The organism is Mesorhizobium sp. Root552, assembly GCF_001427285.1.
Taxonomy (GTDB): Bacteria; Pseudomonadota; Alphaproteobacteria; order Rhizobiales; family Rhizobiaceae; genus Mesorhizobium.
Genome location: NZ_LMFV01000045.1, coordinates 128,635 through 149,699 on the forward strand (window position 1 = coordinate 128,635; position 21,065 = coordinate 149,699).

Annotated in this window: 19 protein-coding genes and 1 tRNA gene; 12 read left to right on the plus strand and 8 right to left on the minus strand. The window is 58.7% G+C overall.

Going from position 1 to position 21,065, the window contains the following annotated elements:
- Positions 1–100: 100 nt before the first annotated feature.
- From proS to ASD50_RS15695, 3 genes are read left to right on the plus strand one after another with little or no spacing between them, the layout of a single operon-like run.
- Positions 101–1,429: a proline--tRNA ligase gene (proS, locus tag ASD50_RS15685; RefSeq protein ID WP_056243065.1), complete on the plus strand. Its 1,329-nt coding sequence runs from the start codon at positions 101–103 to the stop codon at positions 1,427–1,429.
- Positions 1,426–2,739, plus strand: coding sequence for a lipoprotein-releasing ABC transporter permease subunit (locus ASD50_RS15690; RefSeq protein ID WP_056243066.1), 1,314 nt, complete (start codon positions 1,426–1,428; stop codon positions 2,737–2,739). Before proS ends, ASD50_RS15690 begins: the two co-directional genes overlap by 4 nt.
- A complete protein-coding gene (locus ASD50_RS15695) occupies positions 2,739–3,419 on the plus strand; it encodes an ABC transporter ATP-binding protein (protein ID WP_056243069.1) in 681 nt (226 codons plus the stop codon). Before ASD50_RS15690 ends, ASD50_RS15695 begins: the two co-directional genes overlap by 1 nt.
- A gap of 361 nt (positions 3,420–3,780) precedes the next feature.
- Here the strand turns inward: ASD50_RS15695 and lipB are convergent, their stop codons facing one another.
- Complete coding sequence (gene lipB, locus ASD50_RS15700; RefSeq protein WP_056243071.1) at positions 3,781–4,515, minus strand: lipoyl(octanoyl) transferase LipB; 735 nt, start codon at positions 4,513–4,515, stop codon at positions 3,781–3,783.
- A gap of 202 nt (positions 4,516–4,717) precedes the next feature.
- Here lipB and ASD50_RS15705 point away from each other — a divergent pair.
- The 4 genes from ASD50_RS15705 to ASD50_RS15720 all read left to right on the plus strand — a co-directional run bounded on the left by ASD50_RS15705 (position 4,718) and on the right by ASD50_RS15720 (position 8,586).
- Positions 4,718–4,802: transfer RNA gene (locus tag ASD50_RS15705), tRNA-Leu, on the plus strand.
- A gap of 268 nt (positions 4,803–5,070) precedes the next feature.
- Complete coding sequence (locus ASD50_RS15710; protein ID WP_156465126.1) at positions 5,071–6,528, plus strand: hypothetical protein; 1,458 nt, start codon at positions 5,071–5,073, stop codon at positions 6,526–6,528.
- Between the two features lie 77 nt (positions 6,529–6,605).
- The gene (gene mgtE, locus ASD50_RS15715; protein ID WP_056243074.1) at positions 6,606–8,024 is read left to right on the plus strand and encodes a magnesium transporter; all 1,419 of its coding nucleotides are present in this window, start codon (positions 6,606–6,608) and stop codon (positions 8,022–8,024) included.
- A gap of 175 nt (positions 8,025–8,199) precedes the next feature.
- The gene (locus ASD50_RS15720; RefSeq protein ID WP_056243748.1) at positions 8,200–8,586 is read left to right on the plus strand and encodes a MerR family transcriptional regulator; all 387 of its coding nucleotides are present in this window, start codon (positions 8,200–8,202) and stop codon (positions 8,584–8,586) included.
- Between the two features lie 38 nt (positions 8,587–8,624).
- Here the strand turns inward: ASD50_RS15720 and ASD50_RS15725 are convergent, their stop codons facing one another.
- Positions 8,625–9,098 carry a methyltransferase family protein gene (locus tag ASD50_RS15725; RefSeq protein WP_056243077.1) on the minus strand — a complete coding sequence of 158 codons (474 nt, stop codon included), beginning with the start codon at positions 9,096–9,098 and terminating at the stop codon, positions 8,625–8,627.
- The gene (locus ASD50_RS15730; protein WP_056243079.1) at positions 9,095–10,090 is read right to left on the minus strand and encodes a heparan-alpha-glucosaminide N-acetyltransferase; all 996 of its coding nucleotides are present in this window, start codon (positions 10,088–10,090) and stop codon (positions 9,095–9,097) included. Before ASD50_RS15730 ends, ASD50_RS15725 begins: the two co-directional genes overlap by 4 nt.
- Before the next feature lie 232 nt (positions 10,091–10,322).
- On the opposite strand from ASD50_RS15730, the gene ASD50_RS15735 reads away from it, so the two are divergent.
- Positions 10,323–11,522, plus strand: coding sequence for an MFS transporter (locus ASD50_RS15735; RefSeq protein WP_056243081.1), 1,200 nt, complete (start codon positions 10,323–10,325; stop codon positions 11,520–11,522).
- A gap of 9 nt (positions 11,523–11,531) precedes the next feature.
- Here the strand turns inward: ASD50_RS15735 and ASD50_RS15740 are convergent, their stop codons facing one another.
- On the minus strand, positions 11,532–12,707 hold the full coding sequence (locus ASD50_RS15740; RefSeq protein WP_056243082.1) for an aromatic ring-hydroxylating oxygenase subunit alpha: 1,176 nt from the start codon (positions 12,705–12,707) through the stop codon (positions 11,532–11,534).
- Between the two features lie 170 nt (positions 12,708–12,877).
- On the opposite strand from ASD50_RS15740, the gene cobU reads away from it, so the two are divergent.
- Both cobU and cobO read left to right on the plus strand, forming a co-directional pair.
- Positions 12,878–13,384 carry a bifunctional adenosylcobinamide kinase/adenosylcobinamide-phosphate guanylyltransferase gene (cobU, locus tag ASD50_RS15745; protein ID WP_056243750.1) on the plus strand — a complete coding sequence of 169 codons (507 nt, stop codon included), beginning with the start codon at positions 12,878–12,880 and terminating at the stop codon, positions 13,382–13,384.
- 1 nt (position 13,385) lies between these two features.
- Positions 13,386–14,015, plus strand: coding sequence for a cob(I)yrinic acid a,c-diamide adenosyltransferase (gene cobO / locus ASD50_RS15750; RefSeq protein WP_056243085.1), 630 nt, complete (start codon positions 13,386–13,388; stop codon positions 14,013–14,015).
- An 8-nt stretch (positions 14,016–14,023) separates the two neighbouring features.
- Here the strand turns inward: cobO and cbiB are convergent, their stop codons facing one another.
- Positions 14,024–14,989 (minus strand): adenosylcobinamide-phosphate synthase CbiB, encoded by a 966-nt coding sequence (cbiB, locus tag ASD50_RS15755; RefSeq protein WP_056243087.1) that lies wholly within the window; start codon positions 14,987–14,989, stop codon positions 14,024–14,026.
- On the opposite strand from cbiB, the gene cobD reads away from it, so the two are divergent.
- Together cobD and ASD50_RS15765 are read left to right on the plus strand one after the other, a co-directional pair.
- Positions 14,988–16,034 (plus strand): threonine-phosphate decarboxylase CobD, encoded by a 1,047-nt coding sequence (cobD, locus tag ASD50_RS15760; RefSeq protein WP_056243090.1) that lies wholly within the window; start codon positions 14,988–14,990, stop codon positions 16,032–16,034. The genes cbiB and cobD overlap by 2 nt on opposite strands.
- On the plus strand, positions 16,031–16,540 hold the full coding sequence (locus ASD50_RS15765) for a tyrosine phosphatase family protein (RefSeq protein ID WP_056243093.1): 510 nt from the start codon (positions 16,031–16,033) through the stop codon (positions 16,538–16,540). Before cobD ends, ASD50_RS15765 begins: the two co-directional genes overlap by 4 nt.
- Positions 16,541–16,548: 8 nt before the next feature.
- Here ASD50_RS15765 and ASD50_RS15770 read toward each other — a convergent pair whose 3' ends face one another.
- From ASD50_RS15770 to ASD50_RS15780, 3 genes are read right to left on the minus strand one after another with little or no spacing between them, the layout of a single operon-like run.
- On the minus strand, positions 16,549–17,367 hold the full coding sequence (locus ASD50_RS15770; RefSeq protein ID WP_244484551.1) for a creatininase family protein: 819 nt from the start codon (positions 17,365–17,367) through the stop codon (positions 16,549–16,551).
- A 58-nt stretch (positions 17,368–17,425) separates the two neighbouring features.
- A complete protein-coding gene (locus ASD50_RS15775) occupies positions 17,426–19,885 on the minus strand; it encodes a GcvT family protein (protein ID WP_056243098.1) in 2,460 nt (819 codons plus the stop codon).
- Positions 19,882–21,063, minus strand: a complete 1,182-nt coding sequence (locus tag ASD50_RS15780) for a pyridoxal phosphate-dependent aminotransferase (protein ID WP_056243099.1) — start codon at positions 21,061–21,063, stop codon at positions 19,882–19,884. The genes ASD50_RS15775 and ASD50_RS15780 overlap by 4 nt, the downstream gene beginning before the upstream one ends.
- Positions 21,064–21,065: the final 2 nt, after the last annotated feature.

Here is a 21,065-nt window from a genome sequence, read left to right on the forward strand (position 1 = left end):
CGCGGGTTTCCAATCGGCCTTGAAATGGCTATGAAGCCGAAGCAAACAAGCCTGCGGCGCACCGATTCCGGTGGCGCTATTTTCTCTCACGGAACAGCTCATGCGTTTGTCGCGCTACTTCTTGCCCATTCTCAAGGAAAACCCGCGTGAGGCCGAGATCGTCTCTCACAGGCTCATGCTGCGCGCCGGCATGATCCGGCAGCAGGGGCAGGGCTCTTTCACGATGCTGCCTCTTGGCAAGAGGGTGCTCGACAAGGTCTGCCGCATCATCCGCGAGGAGCAGGACAGGGCCGGGGCGCTGGAAATCCTGATGCCAACCATACAGTCGGCCGAACTGTGGCGCGAAAGCGGCCGCTACGACGCCTACGGCAAGGAGATGCTGCGCATCAAGGACAGGCAGGAGCGCGAGCTTCTCTACGGACCGACCAACGAGGAGATGGTGACGGAAATCTTCCGTTCCTACGTCAAGTCCTACAAGGACCTGCCGCTCAATCTCTATCATATCCAGTGGAAGTTCCGTGACGAGGTGCGTCCGCGCTTTGGCGTGATGCGCGGCCGTGAATTCCTGATGAAGGATGCCTATTCGTTCGACTTGAACTACGAGGGCGCAAAAGCGGCTTACTATCGCATGTTCGTATCCTACCTGCGCACGTTCACGCGCATGGGGCTGAAAGCAATTCCGATGCGCGCCGATACCGGCCCGATTGGCGGCGATCTTTCGCACGAGTTCATTATCCTGGCCGAGACCGGCGAAAGCCAGGTTTTCTGTCACAAGGATTTTCTTGAACTTGCCGTGCCGGGAGAAGACGTGGATTTCGGTAATGACGGCGAGATTGCCGACATCGTGACACGCTGGACAACGCCCTATGCGGCGACGGACGAGATGCATGACGAGGCCGCGTGGGACACTATCCCCGAGGGTGACCGGCTCTCGGCGCGCGGTATCGAAGTCGGCCACATTTTCCATTTCGGCGAGAAGTATTCCAAGCCGATGAACGCCAAGGTGCAAGGGCCGGACGGCAAGGAGCACTTTGTCTCCATGGGTTCCTACGGCATCGGACCGACGCGCCTGATTGCGGCGATCATCGAGGCTAGCCACGATGAAAACGGCATCATCTGGCCGGAAAGTGTCGCGCCTTTCGATGTCGTCATCATCAACATGAAGGCCGGCGATGCAGAGTGTGATCGGCTGTGCGAGCAACTCTACAGTGCACATCAGGCGGCCGGCCTTGATGTGCTTTACGATGATACCGAGCAGCGCGCGGGCGGCAAGTTTGCCACTGCCGACCTCATAGGGATTCCGTGGCAGGTTATCGTCGGTCCACGGGGAGCGGCTGCCGGTGAGGTTGAGGTCAAGCGCCGCTCAACGGGCGAGCGCGACGTCAAGTCCATCGAAACATTGCTCGCCAGCCTAGGGCAAAAGGCATGAGCCAAGCTGCTACAGCAGCGGCTTCTGGAAGCCAGACTGCGAAGCGGCCAGTTGGCGCCGGGCCGTTTTCCGGTTTCGAGCGCATGGTTGCGTGGCGCTATCTGCGCTCGCGCCGCAAGGAGACCGTGATCTCGGTCATCGCCTCGATTTCGTTTCTCGGCATCATGCTGGGTGTTGCGACTTTGATCGTAGTCATGGCGGTGATGAACGGTTTCCGCGCCGAGCTTCTGACCCGCATCCTCGGCGTCAACGGCCATCTCATCGCGACGCCGATTGATATGCCGCTGGAAGATTATGCCGAGGTCGCCAACCGCATCAATGGCGTGGCCGGCGTGAAGTATGCGCTGCCGCTGATCGATGGCCAGGTGCTGGCGCAAGGCAATGTTGGCTCGGGCACGGGCGCCTTGGTGCGCGGCATCAGGGGCGAGGATCTCGGCAAGGTTTCAATCGTTGCCAACAATATCAAGCAAGGCTCGATCATCGGTTTCGATACCGGCGAGGGAGTGGCGATCGGAAGCCGCATGGCGGAAAATCTTGGCCTGGTGCTTGGCGACACGATCACGCTCGTTTCACCCGATGGTGACGTGACGCCGCTTGGCACGACGCCGCGCCTGAAGGGTTACCCGGTTACCGCCATTTTCGAAGTGGGCATGTCTGAATATGACAGCTCCATCGTCTATATGCCGCTTTCGGAAGCGCAGCTCTATTTCAACATGGAGGGCAGGGCGCAGACGATTGAAATCTATGTCGACAATCCCGACAATGTCGATGCGCTTCGACCCAAGGTCGAAGAGGCCGCGCAGAGGCAGATTTACCTGACCGACTGGCGGCAACGCAACCAGACCTTCTTTTCGGCTCTTCAGGTTGAACGCAACGTGATGTTCATGATCCTGACGCTGATTGTTCTGGTGGCAGCGCTCAACATCATCTCCGGCCTCGTCATGCTGGTGAAGGACAAAGGCCACGATATTGCGATCCTGCGCACGATGGGGGCTACTCGAGGGGCTATCCTGCGCATCTTCCTGATGACGGGAGCGGCGATCGGCGTCATCGGCACTTTGGCCGGAGTTGTTCTTGGAATCGTGATCTGCCTCAATGTGGAGCGCATCCGTGAGTTCTTCTCATGGATTTCCGGCACGGTGCTGTTCAACCCCGAGCTCTACTTTCTCAGCCAGCTGCCGGCCAAGATGGATTTCAGCGAAACTGCTTCGGTGGTGCTGATGGCGCTTGTCCTGTCGTTCCTGGCAACGTTGTTTCCGGCATGGCGGGCAGCAAGGCTCGATCCGGTTGAAGCGCTGAGGTACGAATAATGGCGGAGGCCGTTATCGAGCTGAGGGGGGTCGAACGCCACTATGTGCAGGCGGAGCGCAAGCTCACCATCCTGAACGGTGCGGATTTTTCGCTGAAGCGCGGAGAGATGGTGGCGCTTGTGGCGCCGTCGGGCACGGGTAAGTCGACGCTGCTCCACACCGCTGGTCTGCTTGAACGCCCCGACGGTGGCGATGTGATCCTTTCCGGCAAGGCTTGCGGCAAGCTTTCCGACGACGAACGCACCGCGGTTCGCCGCAACGATGTGGGCTTCGTCTATCAGTTCCACCATCTTCTGCCGGAATTTTCGGCGCTCGAAAACATCATGATGCCGCAACTCATCAAGGGGTTGCCGCGCAAGGAAGCCGCCGAGCGTGCCGCGCAGTTGCTGGACTACATGAAGATCGGCCAGCGTGCGCAGCACAGGCCATCGGAATTGTCTGGTGGCGAGCAACAGCGCGTTGCAATCGCGCGCGCTGTCGCCAATGCGCCATTGGTGCTGTTGGCGGACGAGCCGACGGGGAATCTTGATCCGGCCACCGCTTCCTATGTCTTCGAGGCGCTTGAGGCGTTGGTTCGGCAATCCGGCCTCGCAGCACTGATTGCAACTCACAATCATGAGCTTGCCGGACGCATGGATCGCCGCGTCACGCTTTCAGAAGGCAAGGTCGTGACGCTCTGATCCAGGTTCAGTGGGCGCAGGGTGACCGAGAGCATTCGTTCCTTAAGGGGCAGCGCGTTTGTTCGGCAGCGCTTGAACGTGTGTTAACACCGACTGTTGCGATGCAACTGTTCCTTAACTCTAGCGGTAATCGACGTCGTTAGGCGCTGGTTGGCACCTCGCTCGATCGTTGACATTCGAACAAAATTAGAACAAAATACGAACATTCAACAAACAGGAGTAAGTGATGACTGATCTTGTTCAGGATGTTGTGTCGCTCGTTTGCATGAGTACGTTTCTTGTTACGATGGCCATCTGGATTGGCGCGCTATGAACAATGCGCGTTTCAGGGTGGCCAAACGGATCTACGGCTAATGCGGGATCAGGCAGCTTTGTCCACTGTCGCCTGTTTTGCCGGCCCGAAGACATCCTCAAACCCAGTTTTCAGGGCAAGGTCCAGGTCTGCCATCGTAACCGGCAGGCCAAGATCGACGAGACTGGTGACGCCGTGGTCCTGCACTCCACAGGGAACGATGCCACCGAAATGTGAAAGATCAGGCTCTACATTGATGGCGATGCCGTGGAAGCTGACCCATTTGCGTAGGCGGATGCCGATTGCTGCAATCTTGTCCTCGGCGGGTGACCCGTCGGGAGAAGCGGGGCGGTCTGGCCTTACCACCCATACCCCGACGCGATCCTCGCGTCGCTCGCCTCGTACGTTGAAGGCGGCAAGTGTATGGATGATCCATTCTTCCAGCGCGGCGACAAAGGCACGCACGTCCTCGCGCCGGCGCTTTAGGTCAAGCATGACATAGGCCACGCGCTGGCCTGGTCCATGATAGGTGTATTCACCACCACGTCCGGCAGCGAACACGGGAAAGCGATCAGGCTCGATCAAATCTTCGACATGAGCGCTGGTGCCGGCCGTATAAAGCGGCGCGTGTTCGACGAGCCAGACGAGTTCTGGAGCGGTGCCTGCACGAACAGCTTCGGCGCGGGCTTCCATGAAGGCAAGTGCGTCCGGGTAAGGGGTCAGGCCGCTCTCGATACGCCATTCGACCGGCGCCGAGCCGGGAGATGGCAGAAACGACGTGGCTATCTGGCTACGCTGAGACATGGACAATTCCAAATTCAGCTTCTCATATGGCGGCAAATCTGGCGAACGTCCAGTTCCTCGACTTTTCACTGTGCCCAGCCTGGCAAGTTTGAAACGGTCCGGGAGCACTTCGGTTATTCCGCGAATATTGCCACTCGTGCCCTTGTTTCGGGGGAAGTGATTTGCTACACGCCGCGTGCCGGACATGTCCGGCCTACCACGTGCGGTCGTGGCGGAATTGGTAGACGCGCAGCGTTGAGGTCGCTGTGGGGCAACCCGTGGAAGTTCGAGTCTTCTCGACCGCACCATTTTGAACAGTTTGGCATTGTTCTTCATTTGATTCTCCTACTGTGAGCGGGATGTCGCCTGGCTTTGGCCAGGCGAGCGATATGACTTTTTCCGACCGTTTGGTTGGGCTGCAGAATTTTTGATACCTAGTATTAATTAAGTTGTTTCCATGTTGAAAATATATGTAGCGTCGGTGCGTAGAGCGATTTCAAGTTGATCTTGACAGGCAACTTTACTTGACTCCTTTTCGATCTGGCTCCAATCAAGTAGTGGGGAAAATGGTCGGGCTTGCAGGTTATGGACTCGGTGGAAATATCACTTCGTGATTTGCTCACGAAGGCTTGGCGTTTGCGCGGTCTGGTTGTTTCGATATTTCTTCTCGCTTTACTTCTGGCTGGACTGTGGGTGCTGAAGACGGCAACCGGCTTCAGCAACCCGGTCAGCTATTTTGTGACGCTACGAAATATCGAGAATTCCAAATTTCCCAATGGAACTGATTTTTCCCCGCAGGATTTGCTGATTCCACAAGTCGTAAGCGCCCTGCAGCAGCGGTTCGATTTTCCGCCGCAGACGAATGTGCGGAACTTCATTTCGGTTGAATACGACTCGCCCATGGCCGCTGCAGTTTCCTTGAAATACAAGAACAGGCTTGCGGCGAGGGGGCTCAATCAGGCCGACATTGAAAGTATCAACGACGCCTATCAATTGGAGTTGCAAGGACTGATGCAATCCGGCCTGCGGATCGATGTGAACTACGCCGGCCTGGGTGTTGATGAGGAGACCGGTTCTGCTATCGCCGTGGCGATCCCGCAGATATGGAGCGAAATCTATTCGAAGCAGTTCCGGATTTTTGCAGACACCCGCATTCAAGGGCTGGCGGTTACATATTCAGATGAGGAACTCGACAACCCAACGAGCGTGATTACGGCGAAGACGAGGCTCGACAGTATAGACAAGGGCCTTGCTCTTCTCTCCAGCGACAACAGGTTGGCGTCGGTCACGACGCAAGACAACAAGTCGGCTGTCGATATCATCGCCGACCTCAACCGCTTTCGGGCTGTGTATTTCAATCCGATATTCGCCGAAAGCGACGATAGCGGCGACCGCGTTTCAGCAATCTATGTGCGTGAACGGACCCTGACCGTGGAGGATTGGAAGCGCAGGGTTGCGGGGCTTGATCGCACATTGGCCCAGATCAACGACTATCAGAATTCGGGGAAGGCAATCGGAAGCTGGGATGCGGATTCCACTGGCCGCGAGGTTGTTGGAGGGCAAAATGTCCAAGTCGCCGACGGCGCTCTCGGCAAGATAATCGAGCTTAGCGACAAGGCTTCTCTCGCCGACTACATGAAAACCGTCTTGCAACAACGCCAAGACATCGTGGAGCAGATCTCCAGGCTGCAGAAGGAGATCGATCTGACGCAAGGTTCTTCCGGCGTGGAGATTTCTTCTGAGTTTCTTAAGGCCGCAGCCAAGGAGTTTTCCGGCCTGACTGCTGAATATCAGGAATTGCTTCGAACGGCGCGGCAACGAATGACAGAGGCAGCAGGTGACCTATACCTGCCGCTGTCACCGCCGGCGGTTTCCGGATCCATGATCACCACCCGGTCGCTGCTCGTCTTTCCAATCCTGATGATTGTTGGCGCTATTGTATCGATGGCTCTCGTGCTGTTGTGGCCCGAGCGGCGTTCTCGGCCCCTGATAGCGGCTATGGTCCCTGATATGCGCATGACGGCCAGCCAGTAGTCATTTCGTTTGATATTTTGCCCCGAGATGCTCTAGACCTACGGAGAATTTCCCCGAAAGCAGAGTACGAGGCAGGTTTGGAAGGCCAGGACGAACCAGCGACCGGCGCTCCGGCCGCCAAGGCGGCTCGCGACGACATCTATGGCGAAGATGGCGTTATCCTCGCCCCTTTCCTGGCGCATATCGGCGCGGCCATTGCCGACCGCGACACCCTGACACTGAAGCAGGATGTAGGTGCGCTGCACCAATCCGAACTGGGCGATTTGCTGGAGGCGCTGCAGCCTGAGCAACGACTGACGCTGGTCGAACTGCTTGGCACCGACTTCGACTTTTCAGCGCTGACGGAAGTTGACGAGGCGATCCGTCTCGATATCGTCGATAATCTGCCCAATGCGCAAATCGCACAGGCGGTGCAGGAACTCGATTCCGACGATGCCGTCTACATCCTAGAGGACCTCGATCAGGAGGACCAGGACGAGATCCTGTCGCAACTGCCTTTCACCGAGCGCATCAGGCTCAGGCGGTCGCTCGACTATCCGGAAGAGACGGCCGGCCGGCGCATGCAGACCGAATTCGTCGCTGTGCCGCCGTTCTGGACTATTGGCCAGACGATCGATTACATGCGCGAGGACAACGATCTGCCCGAGCGTTTCAGCCAGATATTTGTCATAGACCCGACCTTCAAGCTGCTTGGCGCCATCGATCTTGACCAGATCCTTCGCACCAAGCGGACCGTCAAGGTCGAGGAGATCATGCATGAAACGCGTCACGCTATCCCGGCCACGATGGATCAGGAGGAGGCGGCGCGCGAGTTCGAGCAATATGACCTTTTGTCCGCTGCCGTGGTGGATGAAAACGAGCGCCTCGTCGGCATCCTGACCATCGATGACGTCGTCGACGTCATCCAGCAGGAAGCCGAGGAAGACCTGATGCGCATGGGCGGCGTCGGCGACGAGGAACTGTCCGATACCGTTTTTGCTACGTCGCGCTCGCGGGTGCCATGGCTGCTGGTCAACCTCTTCACCGCTTTTCTCGCGGCGTCGGTCATAGGACTGTTTGACCAGACGATTGAACATATCGTGGCGCTTGCGGTGTTGATGCCCATCGTTGCCGGTATGGGCGGAAATGCCGGCTCGCAGACGATGACGGTGACGGTGCGCGCGCTGGCGACCAAAGATCTGGATATCTACAATGCCTGGCGCATTATTCGCCGTGAAATGGGCGTGGGATTCATCAACGGCGTGGTTTTCGCGATCCTGATCGGCATTGTGGCTGCGACTTGGTTCAGCGATCCCAATCTCGGTGGTATTATTGCGGCCGCCATGATCATCAACATGTTTGTCGCGGCACTTGCGGGCATCCTGATCCCGCTTTTTCTGGACAGGTTTGGTGTCGATCCGGCGGTCGCGTCAGCGGTGTTTGTGACCACCGTTACCGATGTCGTCGGGTTTTTCGCCTTCCTCGGTCTTGCGACATGGTGGTTCGGCGTCACTTGATGGTTGTACTAAGCCAACTCCTGGGTGCGTGCCTCAATTGACTGTTACGTAAGTGACGTGCGAAGTTCCGCCCGCAGCAACGGCAGCGATTCCGTTGTGTAGCGCTGGGGCGGTCGAACAGGGGCAGCGTATGGTTGAAAATCAACGCGAGCATGCCTCGATGCGCGGGGTGACGATGCGGGAATACTATTCGATCACCGAACTGACCCGTGAGTTCGGGATCTCGACGCGTACGCTGCGCTTTTATGAAGACGAGGGGTTGGTTCAGCCGGTTCGGCGCGGCCGCACCCGTTTGTTCCGACCCTCCGACCGGCATCTGATCCGCCAGATTCTTCGCGGGAAGAGGCTGGGTTTCGCCATCAGCGAAATACGTGAAATCATCCAGATGTACAGGGAGCCGCCCGGCGAAGTGGGGCAGCTCAACCTGATGATCAAGCGCATCGAGGAAAAGCGCGAGGAACTACGCCAGAAACGCCGTGATCTCGAAGATACGCTTGCCGAGCTTGATCAGGCGGAAGAGTCTTGTGTCGAGCGGTTGGCGGAACTTGGCGTAAACACCTGAAGCTTGTTCCAACCGATTGCCCGCACCTTGGTGTGCGCTTAAATCCAGCGCCTAACTTTCTTTGCGTAATCCTTGTATTTCTTGCCGAATTTCGTGGAAAGCATCTTCTCCTCGAATTCGATGGACACTTTCTGCGTGGTGAATGCGGCGATGAACGCCAGCAGTATGAACCACAAGATGCCCGACATGAGGCCGACACCTATCATCAGGAGTGTGTTGGCAAGGTAGAGCGGGTTTCGCGTAATGGCGTAGGGTCCGCTGGTGACCAGATGGCTGGGCTCGCCGGTAGGGTTCAACGTCGTTTTGGCGCGTGTCAGGGTACGAACTGAGGTTATCCACAGGGCGACGACAGCGAGGATGACGAGCCAGCCAATGGCAAACAAAATGTCTCCCAGTGGTCCGGTGATCCAGGGCAGTGGCACGAGCAGCCCCAGAACGACTGCCCCGCCGATTGCTGCCATGTAGATCAGTGGGGGCCAGGGAATTCCGCTCGATCTTGTTGCTGTCGTCATTGCACTGCTCCCCCCGAGACGCCTGCGTCGGTGCTTGCTGTGCATTGAGCCGCGAGATCGCCGACATGGCGCTTGAAGTCGGCAGTTTGGTCGGCTTTGGACAGCTTGTCGAGGCCATCGTCGACCTTCAGTTCGTCGAGCATGCAGGCGCAGTAGCGGGGACAGAAATCGGCGTCGCGCATCTCCTGACATGACGCTTGGCAGGAACTCATAAAACCTGTTTCGAGGCTTGCGAACTGGGCTGGCCAGATTTGTGAAAACAGCCAGACGCAGGCGATCAGAACAGGTTGGTGGATGAGGTAGAAGGCGAGGCTGTGGCGGCCAGCAAGCTCGAGCGGGCGCGCCGCGCGGAAAAGCCTGCGGTCTGCCAGCCACGCCAGAAAGCCAATGGAGCCTGCGAACTTCGTTGCCGCCATACCTGCCAGCACTGCGCCGAACCATGGAAAGAGTGGGACGTAGTCGTTCGAACGGGGCGGGATCGCCGAGAGCCCTACCCACCATAGCGATGGGTGGTCGAAAAACGGCGAACGCAGATAGTGGGGAGCTGCGATAACGACCACGGCTGCGACCAAGGTAAGCCATGAGGGCAGGCGCAGAAATGCCAGGCCGAGCAGACTGGCCAGGGCGATCTGATGCAGGATACCGAAGAAAATGAAGGCATTTGGCGTGGCGAAATAGGTTGCAAGTGTAATCGCGGCAGCGGCCGCCACAACCATACCAAAGCGCTTCCAGAATCCGTTCCAGCGGATTTCATGCGCATGCGCCAGGACGAGGCTTACACCAACAAGAAACAGGAATGTCGATGCGATAAAGCGGGCGTAGAGTTTCCAGCCGCCGAATTCGGTCAATCCTGCCGATGCGTAGCCGAAAAACTCCAAATCCCATGTGAAATGGTAGCTGGCCATGGCCAGCAGCGCGGCCCCACGAGCAATGTCGATGGCAACGATGCGCCGCCGTGGCACTTTGCCGGTATCTGCCATTGCTTCAGTCATGTGTGTCCCGTCTCGGTCGTCCCTTAGGTCCCGACCCTGGCAATCCCTATCACGGCTTTCGGAGCCGAAGCAGCAGAAATGGAGCGTCTAACCAGTTGGTCCAGTGAAGGAAAGCCTTTGGTCGGCTTCGTTTTTCGGCTTCGGAGTGTCGATTTCCTGCTACTGGCACTGCATTCGCAATTGCAGATTTGCCTAGCGAATCCTTTCAATGGATTCGGTCCCGGAGGAGCCTATGGGTACCCATGTGCGGCATCCTATGTGGCTTTCGGCGGTGCGTCCCGCCGGGGCACGCACGTTTGCGTCGCTTTATGCCACCGAGTCCTTCGCCCGCGCCACGGTTTCGAGCGTTATTCCGATCCAGGCCTATGAAATCCTGCAGAACGAGCAGACGGTATCAATACTCTACACCGTAGTCTCGCTTCTGGGGTTGTCGGTCACGCTGTTCATGCCGGTACTGATAAGGCGATTTGCCAGGCGCTGGGTTTATACAGCCGGGGCCTGCCTGCTGGCTGTCGGGTCGCTATTCTTCATCACCCATACACTGTTCGGCCAGATGCTGGGCATGCTGTGCAGGGTAATGGGGGCGAGCGCGCTGTCGATAACGCTCAACCTCTACATAATGGACCACATTCGCAAGACGGACTTCATGCGATCCGAATCTCTCAGGATGGCGTGGTCGATGGTTGCGTGGACAGGCGGCCCGACCATGGGCATCTTTCTCTACACCCACTTTGGCATCTATGCGGCCCACGGTGCGGTGGCGATCTTTGCCTTCGTGCTGCTTGGCCTGTTCTGGTTTTACCGGCTAAGCGACAATCCGCTCATTGCGGCCGGCAAGAGCCGCGCAGTCAATCCGCTTGCCAACATAGGTCGCTTCATTTCGCAACCCCGTCTTCGGCTGGCTTGGCTCATTGCGTTCGGACGGTCATGTTTCTGGACGACTTTCTTCGTTTATGGACCTCTGTTCATGGTTATTGCCGGGCAGGGCGAGATCGCCGGCGGATTGCTCATATCTGCCGGAAATGCCTTGCTGTTCATGGCGATATTCTGGGGCAAGGCAGGTAAGCGCTTCGGCGCGCGCCCGACAATGACGCTGGCCTTCATCGCCATGGCAATCGCTTTATTCGCTGCCGGTGCTGTCGGCACCGCGGCGCCGCTGCTCACGGGCGGGCTGTTGTTGTGCGGTGCGTTTTTTACCATTGCGCTCGATGCGCTCGGCTCGACCGTTTTTATGCGTTCGGTTCATTCGTACGAGCGCCCGCAAATGGCGGCTGTCTACCGTACCTATCTGGACTTTTCCGAACTTACGCCGCCGATGGTCTATTCGGTCGTGCTGACGTTTTTTGGTCTTGGGTCGGTCTTCGTTACGCTTGGCTGTCTTATGGTGGTATGTGGCATCGTTACGTGGCGCTACGTTCCGAAATCGATGTAGGCTGCCTCGTTACGCGTCGATGGCTGCGTGTTGCTCTTTTACCCAGTTGTGAAAGCGGGAAAGCTCATACTCCTCGGGCATAAGGACCCCAGCCTGATGAGGTCTTGCGCGCAGGCCGAGCTGGTTGGTTTCGCATATCGCCGCGTCCTCTTCCAACACCTGTGTTCCGAAGGCAATGATGTTGTCTATGTTGGATCGTGGCGCCGCCACAGCTTCGGGGAGAAACAGCCACTCGGCGGTAAGCTCGGTATGTTCCGGCCCGAGGGGAACAAGGCGCACGACACGGACGTAGTCTATGTGACCGACAATGAACATGGACGGCATACTGGTGACATAGGTCTGGCCTGCCTCGCGCTCGGCATCGGTCAGGCCGCTGAAAACCGGACCGTGCGCAAAACCATCGCGCGACCACGTTTCAGCTCCGGGCCGCAGCTTCCCTGAAAATTCAGGTGCGTCATTGTCTGCATGATGCATCCATTCGGGGTCGTCATGGCGGGTCATCAGGCCGCGCCCGTAGATTGGCACCAGTTTGGACAGGTCCTTGTGAATACCTGGGCAGTGAAGACATTCGTTGAAGTTCTCCCAGAAGATCTTCCAGTTGCAGTTCATCACCTTGCTGAATGAATGGCCGCTGACCAGATCCTCCAAAGGCCAGTTGGTGAGATCGCCTGAAGCTGGATCGAAGATCGTCTGCGTTGAGATTTCCGGGGTCTGCACCAAATTGACGAAGACGAAGCCGCGCCAAATGGTCAGCGCGACCGGATAAAGCGGATAGTCCGCCTTGTCGAAGCCCTCCGGCATGGCTTTTGAAGGCACGCGGGCGAGTTCTCCGCGCAATGTGTAGCTCCAGGCATGATACGGGCAGGTGATCAGCCTTGCCTTGAGGCGTCCAGATTCCTGCCGGCAGAGTTGCGACCCGCGATGGCGACAGGTGTTGAAAAAGGCGCGCAAAGTGCCTGTTTCATCGCGCAGGACGAAAATCTCCTGCGTTCCAATGCGGAACCGGCGAAAAGCCAACGGCTCGGCAAGATCAGCTTCCCGGCAAGCGAAAATCCAGTTGCGGTACCAGATCGCCTCCAGATCCTGCCTGTAGCTCGCTTCATCCCAATAGCTCGCTGACGGCAGGGTGGGCTCAAGCCTTGTCAGGCCGTTGTACGGATTGCCTTCGCTCGGACTTGGCTGCATGGAACAACCCTCTCGGCAGAGCCCACACCCGACAAGCGCGTTTGTCAATCATTGGCTTGCGGCGACGAGGCCATCGCAATGGGTGTCGCAATTCGATTTGGCGCCAGAGACATCTTTCCGTTAGGAGAAAAGTGGCCTGCGCGGAAAAATATGGAGAATTGGTCGCCAGCATGGAAAGCCTGACATTCATCATTGGCGGCGCCCGGTCGGGTAAAAGCAGGCACGCCGAGGAATTGCTGACAGCACTGCCACGACCCTGGACCTATATTGCGACGGCGGAAGCCTATGACGACGAAATGCGCGAACGCATTGCCATGCACCGTTCGCGGCGTGGCGAGGGTTGGCTGACGGTGGATGCGCCGTTCGATCTGGTCGGCGCGATCGAGGCGCTGCCAGCCGAAAGGTCGGTGTTGATCGACTGCCTGACATTGTGGCTGACCAACCACATGCTGGCCAACCACGATCTTGAGGCCGAATGCTTGCGGTTGACCGAGGTTCTGGCCCACCCGCGCGGGCCGTGGTTCGTCGTTTCCAACGAAGTCGGTCAGGGCATCGTGCCCGACAATGCCTTGGCCAGACGCTTTCGAGACGAGGCAGGGCGGTTGAATCAAAAGATTGCTGCGGTTGCCGATACAGTGCTTCTCATGGTGGCGGGATTGCCGCTCAAGGTGAAATGACATGACGAATACCCCCGATCAGACAATCGACGACAAGGAAGCTGAACGACACCGCGCGAAAATGGCTAAGCGCAAGGCGGTGCAGGACGCAGAGGTGGCGAAGAAGACGGTCGAGAAGGGGCTGTTGATCGTCAATACCGGTCCCGGCAAGGGCAAGTCGACGGCCGCCTTCGGCCTGGCCTTGCGCATGCTTGGCTACGGCAAGCGGGTAGGCGTCGTGCAGTACATCAAGGGTGCCTGGCATACGGGCGAAAAAGATGCGCTCGCCGCGTTCGGGGATCGTGTTTCCTGGCATACGATGGGCGAGGGGTTCACTTGGGAAACGCAGGACTTGAAGCGCGACATTGCCGCCGCTGAAGCGGCATGGGCAAAAACGCTCGAGTTAATGGCTGACCCGACGATCAGCCTGCTGGTGCTCGACGAGTTGAACATCGCGTTGCGTTACGAGTATCTCGACCTTGACAAGGTGATCGCGGCCCTTAAGGCGCGGCGCGAAGGGCTGCACGTGGTGATCACTGGCCGCAACGCCAAGCCGGCATTGGTCGAGGCGGCGGATCTTGTGACGGAGATGGGCTCCACCAAGCATCATTTCGCGGCTGGCGTTAAGGCGCAGCAAGGCATCGAGTTCTGAGCAGGCTGCTAGACAAGTACGAGCACTGAAAGGACGGAAAATAGCAGGATCAATAGCGCATCGGCCATTCGATAAAGGCTGAGCGCACGCCTGATATCGGCACTGCTCGCCTCGCGTCTTCCGCCTTCGCCCATAAAGGCGTCCTCGACCACGACACCGCCATATATGCGCGGACCGGCCAGCGCTAGGCCGAGTGCACCGGCCATGGCGGATTCCGGCCAGCCGGCGTTTGGTGAGCGATGCTTGCCGGCATCGCGCCTCACGGCATGCCATGCGCGCTTCGCGTCCGCATCCTTGACGAAATAGGCGGCGATCACGATGAGTAGCGCGGTAAGGCGCGAGGCCGGCAGATTGATCAGATCGTCGAAGCGCGCTGCTGCCCAGCCGAACGCTTCGTGGCGCGGAGTGCGATGGCCGATCATGGAATCGGCGGTGTTGGCAGCCTTGTAAGCGACGCCGCCGACGAGCCCACCGGCTCCTAGCCAGAAGGCCGGTGCGACGATGCCGTCGGAAAAATTCTCGGCGAGGCTCTCTATGGCTGCGCGGCTTACGCCGGCCTCGTCAAGTTTTTCAGGGTCGCGGCCGACAATCATCGAGACGGCCTTTCGCCCCTCCGCTAATCCGCCGGTGTCCAGCGCGTCGGCCACCGCCTGCACGTGAACGGCAAGGCTGCGCTGTGAAAGGAGGGAGGTGGCAATTATGGCAGTGAGCAGCAAAGCTAACGCGCTATCGCCAAGGAAGAAGCTGATTGCTGCGGCGATTGACGCCGGGATCAGGATTAGGATGACAAGCGACGCAATTCCCCACAGGCGACGCATGGTGTCGGCCTGGGAGGCGCGGTTGAGCCGCGTATCCAGAAAGGATATCAGCTTGCCGATCCATGTGACCGGGTGACCAATCGCGCGATAGATTCGGTCCGGATATCCGAACGGCAATTCGATGACCAGTGAAACGAAGGCAATCAGGATCGACATGAAAATTCCGGACGACGTGGCTGCGGCGGTCGATCATGGCGGAAGCCTCGGCCGGGCCAAGGCGCTGTTTCCGCAAGCGCCGGAACCGTTCGTCGACCTTTCGACCGGGATCAACCCGCACTCCTATCCGCTTTTCGATATGCCCGCCACAGCCTTGTCGCGATTGCCTGAACAAGCGCGTGCTGACGAGTTAGTGGCGGTTGCCGCTGCTGCGTACGGAGTTCGATCAGCGGCGCAAGTGGTGGCCGCACCCGGAACTCAGATACTTTTGCCGCGGGTGGCTTCTCTTGTTGAGCCGGGGAAAGCCCGTGTGCTTGGACCGACCTACGCCGAGCATGCGCGTGCGGCTGCAATTGCCGGTCATCAGGTCGAGGAAGTTTCCCGGTTCGAAGAATTGCGCGGGGCAGACCTTGCCGTCGTCGTCAACCCAAACAATCCGGACGGTCGGGTGATTGAACGTGAATGGCTTCTGGGACTTGCTGCGTCGCTGCGCGTCGAGGGCGGGCTGCTGGTGGTCGATGAGGCATTCATGGATGTCGGGCCGCACGAGCAGAGCCTCGCCGGGGACGTGGGGCAAGGCGGCATGGTCGTGTTGCGATCCTTCGGCAAGTTCTTCGGCTTGGCAGGGGTGCGGCTGGGTTTTGCGTTGGCTGGCGAAGCGATGGCGAGCCGGCTGGCTGCACAGTTCGGGCCTTGGGCGGTGGCGGGGCCGGCGCTGGAATATGGAATCCTGGCGCTGGGCGACACCGGATGGCAGGACGCTACGAGGGCGGTATTGCGCCTGCAAGCAGCCCGGCTGGATGAGTTGCTGGGTCTCCATGGTGTGCCGGTTTCAGGAGGGACGTCGCTGTTTCGGTACATCGATTTCGAGCGGGCAGGATCGCTGTTTTTAGCACTCGGCGAACGCGGTATCCTGCTGCGGCATTTCGCGGATCGCCCAAATGTGCTTCGCATCGGATTGCCCGGCGTTGAGGAAGAGTGGCAACGGCTGGGATATGCACTGGCTGCGTGGTCAGAGACGGAAAGAGCAGGAGTAAACCTTTGATCCACGTTTGCCCTTTGTCGAAGCTTGATGAAACGGTTGCCCGGGTTGGGCCGGAGCGCCTCATTTCGCTTTTGGCCGCCGGCACTGTGATGACGCGGCCAGCGTCGATTGCCAGTGAAAACCACCTCAATCTTGCGATGAACGATATTGCCGAAGCCCAGAGCGGCATGACATTGCCCGGCGAAACTCATGTGCGCAGCTTGCTCGACTTCGCATATGGTTGGGACCGGGCACGTCCGTTGGTCGTTCACTGCTATGCCGGTATCAGCCGCTCGACAGCGGCGGCGTACATCATTACGGCCGCGCTCAGGCCCGAGCGCGACGAGAAGGAACTGGCGGCAACGCTGCGTTGGCTATCGCCCTCGGCAACGCCCAATCCCAGACTGATAGCCGTTGCCGATGCGTTGCTAGGACGTCAGGGCCGCATGATCGGTGCGATCAATGGCATCGGGCGTGGTGCTGACGCCTTCGAAGGTACGCCGTTTGAACTGTCACTTGATGCCTAGCGCGTTGGTCAGGAGAGCCAGTCGGCCAGCTTGGCCTTGCGCACGTCCTGCAACAAGGTGATGAAACCTGCCGCCTGATGCTCGGCTGTCAATCGGCCCTTTTCCGCGGTTGCAGCTGCGGCGTCTCCGACGACGCCGTTCGGGTTAAGGTCGGTGGCTATCCAAGCAAAGGCATGCGGGCTTTGAGGTTTCAACAGATCGAATTCACGCTCTGCTTTTGCCGTGCGAGAGACGAAATTTTCAGCTTTGCGCATATCGACAAGGTCGGGCCTGAAATGCAGCATGAGCGACGTCTCGATGTCGCCGCCATGGATGCCTTGGCGCACTTCGAGATCGCTGAACAAGCCCTGCGGGCGGCCGAACCGTTCCCAGCTTGTCTTGACTGCCAGCATGTCGAAGCGAACTCGAAGGTTGCGGGCGACGATGCCGATGATTTCTTCGTTGCCGCCATGCGAATTAACGAAAACCAGCTTCTTTACGCCGGAGCGGGCTACGGACGCACCGAGTTCCGTCCACGCCTCGATCAAGGTTGCGGGCAACAAGGTCAGTGTGCCGGGCGCGTAAACATGTTCGTCGGATTTGCCGACAGCCTGGATAGGCAAGATGCGCATGTCGAGGTCGTCAGGCAGGCGCGAAACCACCGCTTCCAACATACCGGTCATGATTGCAGTGTCGGTCGAGATCGGCAGATGCGGGCCGTGCTGCTCGATGGCCGCGACCGGTAGTACCGCGATGGTCGCCTCCGGATCGATGTCGGCAAAATCGGCGGCCTTGTAGTCGCCCCACCAAGCTCGCCTTGTCGTCCCGCCCATTTCGAATTCCGGCATCGTTGTTTGTTGTGTCGCGAGCTTTAGCCGTTTCCGGGCGGCAGGGCGAGGGGAAAGGCTATTGCCGCACCCGATCAGATTTTGGGTCGTACATCGGTTTCAGCGATGCTTCGGCGGCGAAGCGCTCGCCAGCAATTTCAATCTCGTAGGACGAGGCGAGCAAATCCAACTCGCTTTCGCCGGCGCTTGGTACGTAACCCAATCCGATCGCGCCGCCGAGGTGATGGCCGTAATTGCCGCTGGTGATGGTGCCGACGATCCTGCCGTCTCTGACGATAGCTTCATTGTGGAACAGGAGCGGCTCGGGGTTTTTCAATCGAAATTGGACAAGACGCCGTGACAGGCCTGATTCCTTTTTCCGCATGACTGCGTCGCGGCCGATAAAGTCGCCTTTGGCGATCTTCACGGCAAAGCCGAGGCCAGCCTCAAGAACATGGTCCTCATCAGTGATGTCGTGGCCGAAATGGCGGAATGCCTTTTCTATACGACAGGAATCAAGGACGTGCAGACCGCAGAGTTTCAATCCCAAATCCGCGCCTGCTGTCTCGATCTCTTCAAAGACGTGGGCGGCTTGGTCGGTGGGTACGTAAAGTTCCCAGCCTAGCTCGCCGACATAGGTGACGCGATGCGCGCGAGCCACGCCGAGACCAATTTCTATGTCCTGAAATGTTCCGAACGGGTTGTTTTCGTTGGAAAAATCGTTCGGGCTTACCTTTTGAATCAAGTCGCGGGCGCGAGGGCCCATCATACAGAGGACACTTTCCGCTGCGGTGACATCGGTGATGACGACGAACTCATCGCGCAGATGCTTTCTCAACCATGCAAGATCGCGCTGCAGGGTTGCTCCGGGAACGACGAGGAAAAAAGCAGTTTCGGAAAGCCGGGTTATTGTGAGGTCGCTTTCGATGCCGCCGCGATGATTGAGCATCTGCGTGTAGACAATACGGCCGGGCTCGACATCAACGTCATTTGCACAGAGCCGTTGCAGGAACGAGCAGGCATCACGGCCTTCGACCCTGATCTTGCCGAAGGAAGTCATATCGAACAGGCCGACGCCATTACGGACTCCCAGATGTTCCTCGCGCTGATTGTCGAACCAGTTCTGCCGCTTCCATGAATAGCGGTATTCGCGCTCCTGACCGTCTCGCGCGAACCAGTTGGCGCGTTCCCAGCCTGCGACTTCACCAAAAACGGCACCGCGCGCCTTCATATGTTCATGCAAGGGTGAGCGGCGGACACCACGTGCCGTCGTCACCTGTCTGTAGGGGAAATGATCTGCATAAAGCAGTCCCAGAGTTTCGCTGACGCGCTCCTTCAAATATCGGCGGTTCTTCTGGAACGGCTGCATACGACGGATATCGACTTCCCAAAGATCGAAAGGCGCTTCGCCGTCATTGATCCATTGCGCGAGCGCCATGCCGGCGCCGCCGGACGAGACAATGCCGATGGAGTTGTAGCCTGCCGCGACCCAATAGCCGCCGAGTTCAGGGGCTTCGCCAAGGTAGTAGCGGTCGTCGGGGGTGAAGCTTTCAGGGCCGTTGAAGAAGGTGTGAATGCCGGCCGTTTCCAGCATCGGCATGCGGTTGATGCCCATTTCGAGGATGGGCGAGAAATGGTCCATGTCCTCTGGCAACTGGTCAAAGCAGAAATCTTCGCTGATGCCGTTCATTCCCCAGGGTTTGGCTACCGGCTCGAATGCGCCCAGCATCATCTTGCCGGCGTCTTCCTTGTAGTAGGAGCACTCGTCGGGAACGCGCAGCACCGGCAGTCGGGATAGATTGGGAATTGGCTCGGTGACGAGGTAGAAATGCTCGCAGGCATGGAGCGGAATGTTGACGCCATTTTGCTGGCCGAGTTCACGCGCCCACATGCCGGCGCAGTTGATGACGATATCGGTTTCGATGATCCCCTGATCGTCGCCCTGAGCCCACGACACGCCGCTGACACGCCCGTTCCTTGTGTGAATTTTCGTGACCTTTACGCCTTCGACGATCTTTGCGCCGCGCTGGCGCGCGCCTTTGGCCAGCGCCATGGCGATGTTGGCCGGGTCACACTGGCCGTCGAGCGGCAGATGCACGGCTCCCACGACGTCCGAGGTGTTGAGATGCGGGTACATCTCTTTGACCTCGGCAGGCGAAATTTCACGCACATCGACATCGAAGGCGCGGGCGACAGTGGCCTGCCGGTAAATCTCGTGCTTGCGCTCCTCGGTCAACGCCACCGTGATCGAGCCGACCTGCCTCATGCCGGTGCCGACGCCGGTTTCTTCCTCGAGCTTGACGTAGAGGTCGGCGGAATATTTTGCCAACCTCGTCATGTTCTGCGAGCCGCGCAACTGGCCGATGAGGCCAGCCGCATGCCATGTCGTTCCGCAAGTGAGTTGCTTGCGTTCGAGAAGCACGATGTCCGTCCAGCCAAGCTTGGCCAGATGGTAGGCTACCGAACAACCCGAGACGCCACCGCCGATGATGACGGCCCGTGCCTTTGAAGGTAGCGGTCTTGTGAACTGAGCGTTCATGCCGCCTCACGACGATAGATGGAAACGAAGTGCCGGAGGCGCCGCGCGGCCTCTAGAAGTACGGATTCCGGCTGGCACATACTGATGCGCAGGTGGCCGGCAGCAGCGTCACCGAAACTCGACCCGGGCATGACGCCGACCTTTTCCGCTTCGAGGAAGGCCCAGGCGAATTTCTCGTCATCGGGTTCAACAGCGCTGATGTCGAGCATCACATACATGCCGCCTTCGGAGCCGCGTACGGTGACTTCGTTCATGCCGCGCATGGCGTCGATGAACAGGTTGCGGCGCGCCTCATAGCGCCGGGCAATCTCGGCCACGCCATAGTCGTTCTCGATTGCCTCGATGGCAGCGCGCGAGATGAAGTCCGGCATGCCATAGGTGGAGACGAGGTTAAGGTCGATGAGCAGGGTGATGAAGTGCTCAGGGCCGGTCAACCAGCCGATGCGCCAACCGGTCATGCCGTGGCTCTTTGACATCGAATTGATGACCAAAGTGCGCTCGGCCATGCCGGGCAATGCGCGGGGCGAAAGGTGTTCGCCGCCACCGAGCGTCCAATAGACTTCGTCTGAAAACAGCCAGAGATCATGGCGGCGGCATACATCCGCGATGCCTTCCAGGGATTCGCGAGTGTAAACCGCACCCGTCGGATTATTCGGCGAGTTGATGAGGATAGCGCGCGTTTTGGGTGTGACGGCTTTTTCGATAGCTGCGGCATCAGGCTGGAAGCCATCTTCGGCGCGAGTTTCGACAACGGTGAAATCCGCACCCGCTGACCGAAAGGTGCCAGGATAGGTGGCATAGTATGGCGCTACGACGATGGCGTGCCCGCCTTGGTCGATGGTGCCTTGCACGGCGGCATAGAGGGCTGCTTGCCCACCCGGAGTGGCGATCACTTCTTGTGGCGAAGTCTCAATGCCGGTGCAACGGGTGGACAGCTTGGCCATAGCGGCGCGGAGTGCCGGAATGCCGGGAAGCTGCGTATAGTGGTGGTGGCCGGCGCGCACGGCCCTGACACAGGCTTCCACCGTCTCTGCCGGCGTGTGGAAGTCATGGTCGCCGACCGACAGCATGATGATGTCTTCGCCGGCCTGCTTGCGTGACCACGCGGCAAAGTGGACTTCCCAGCCATCCTTGCCGGAGGATAGGATGCCGGAGATGCGGTTCGAGGGTTTGGGCATAT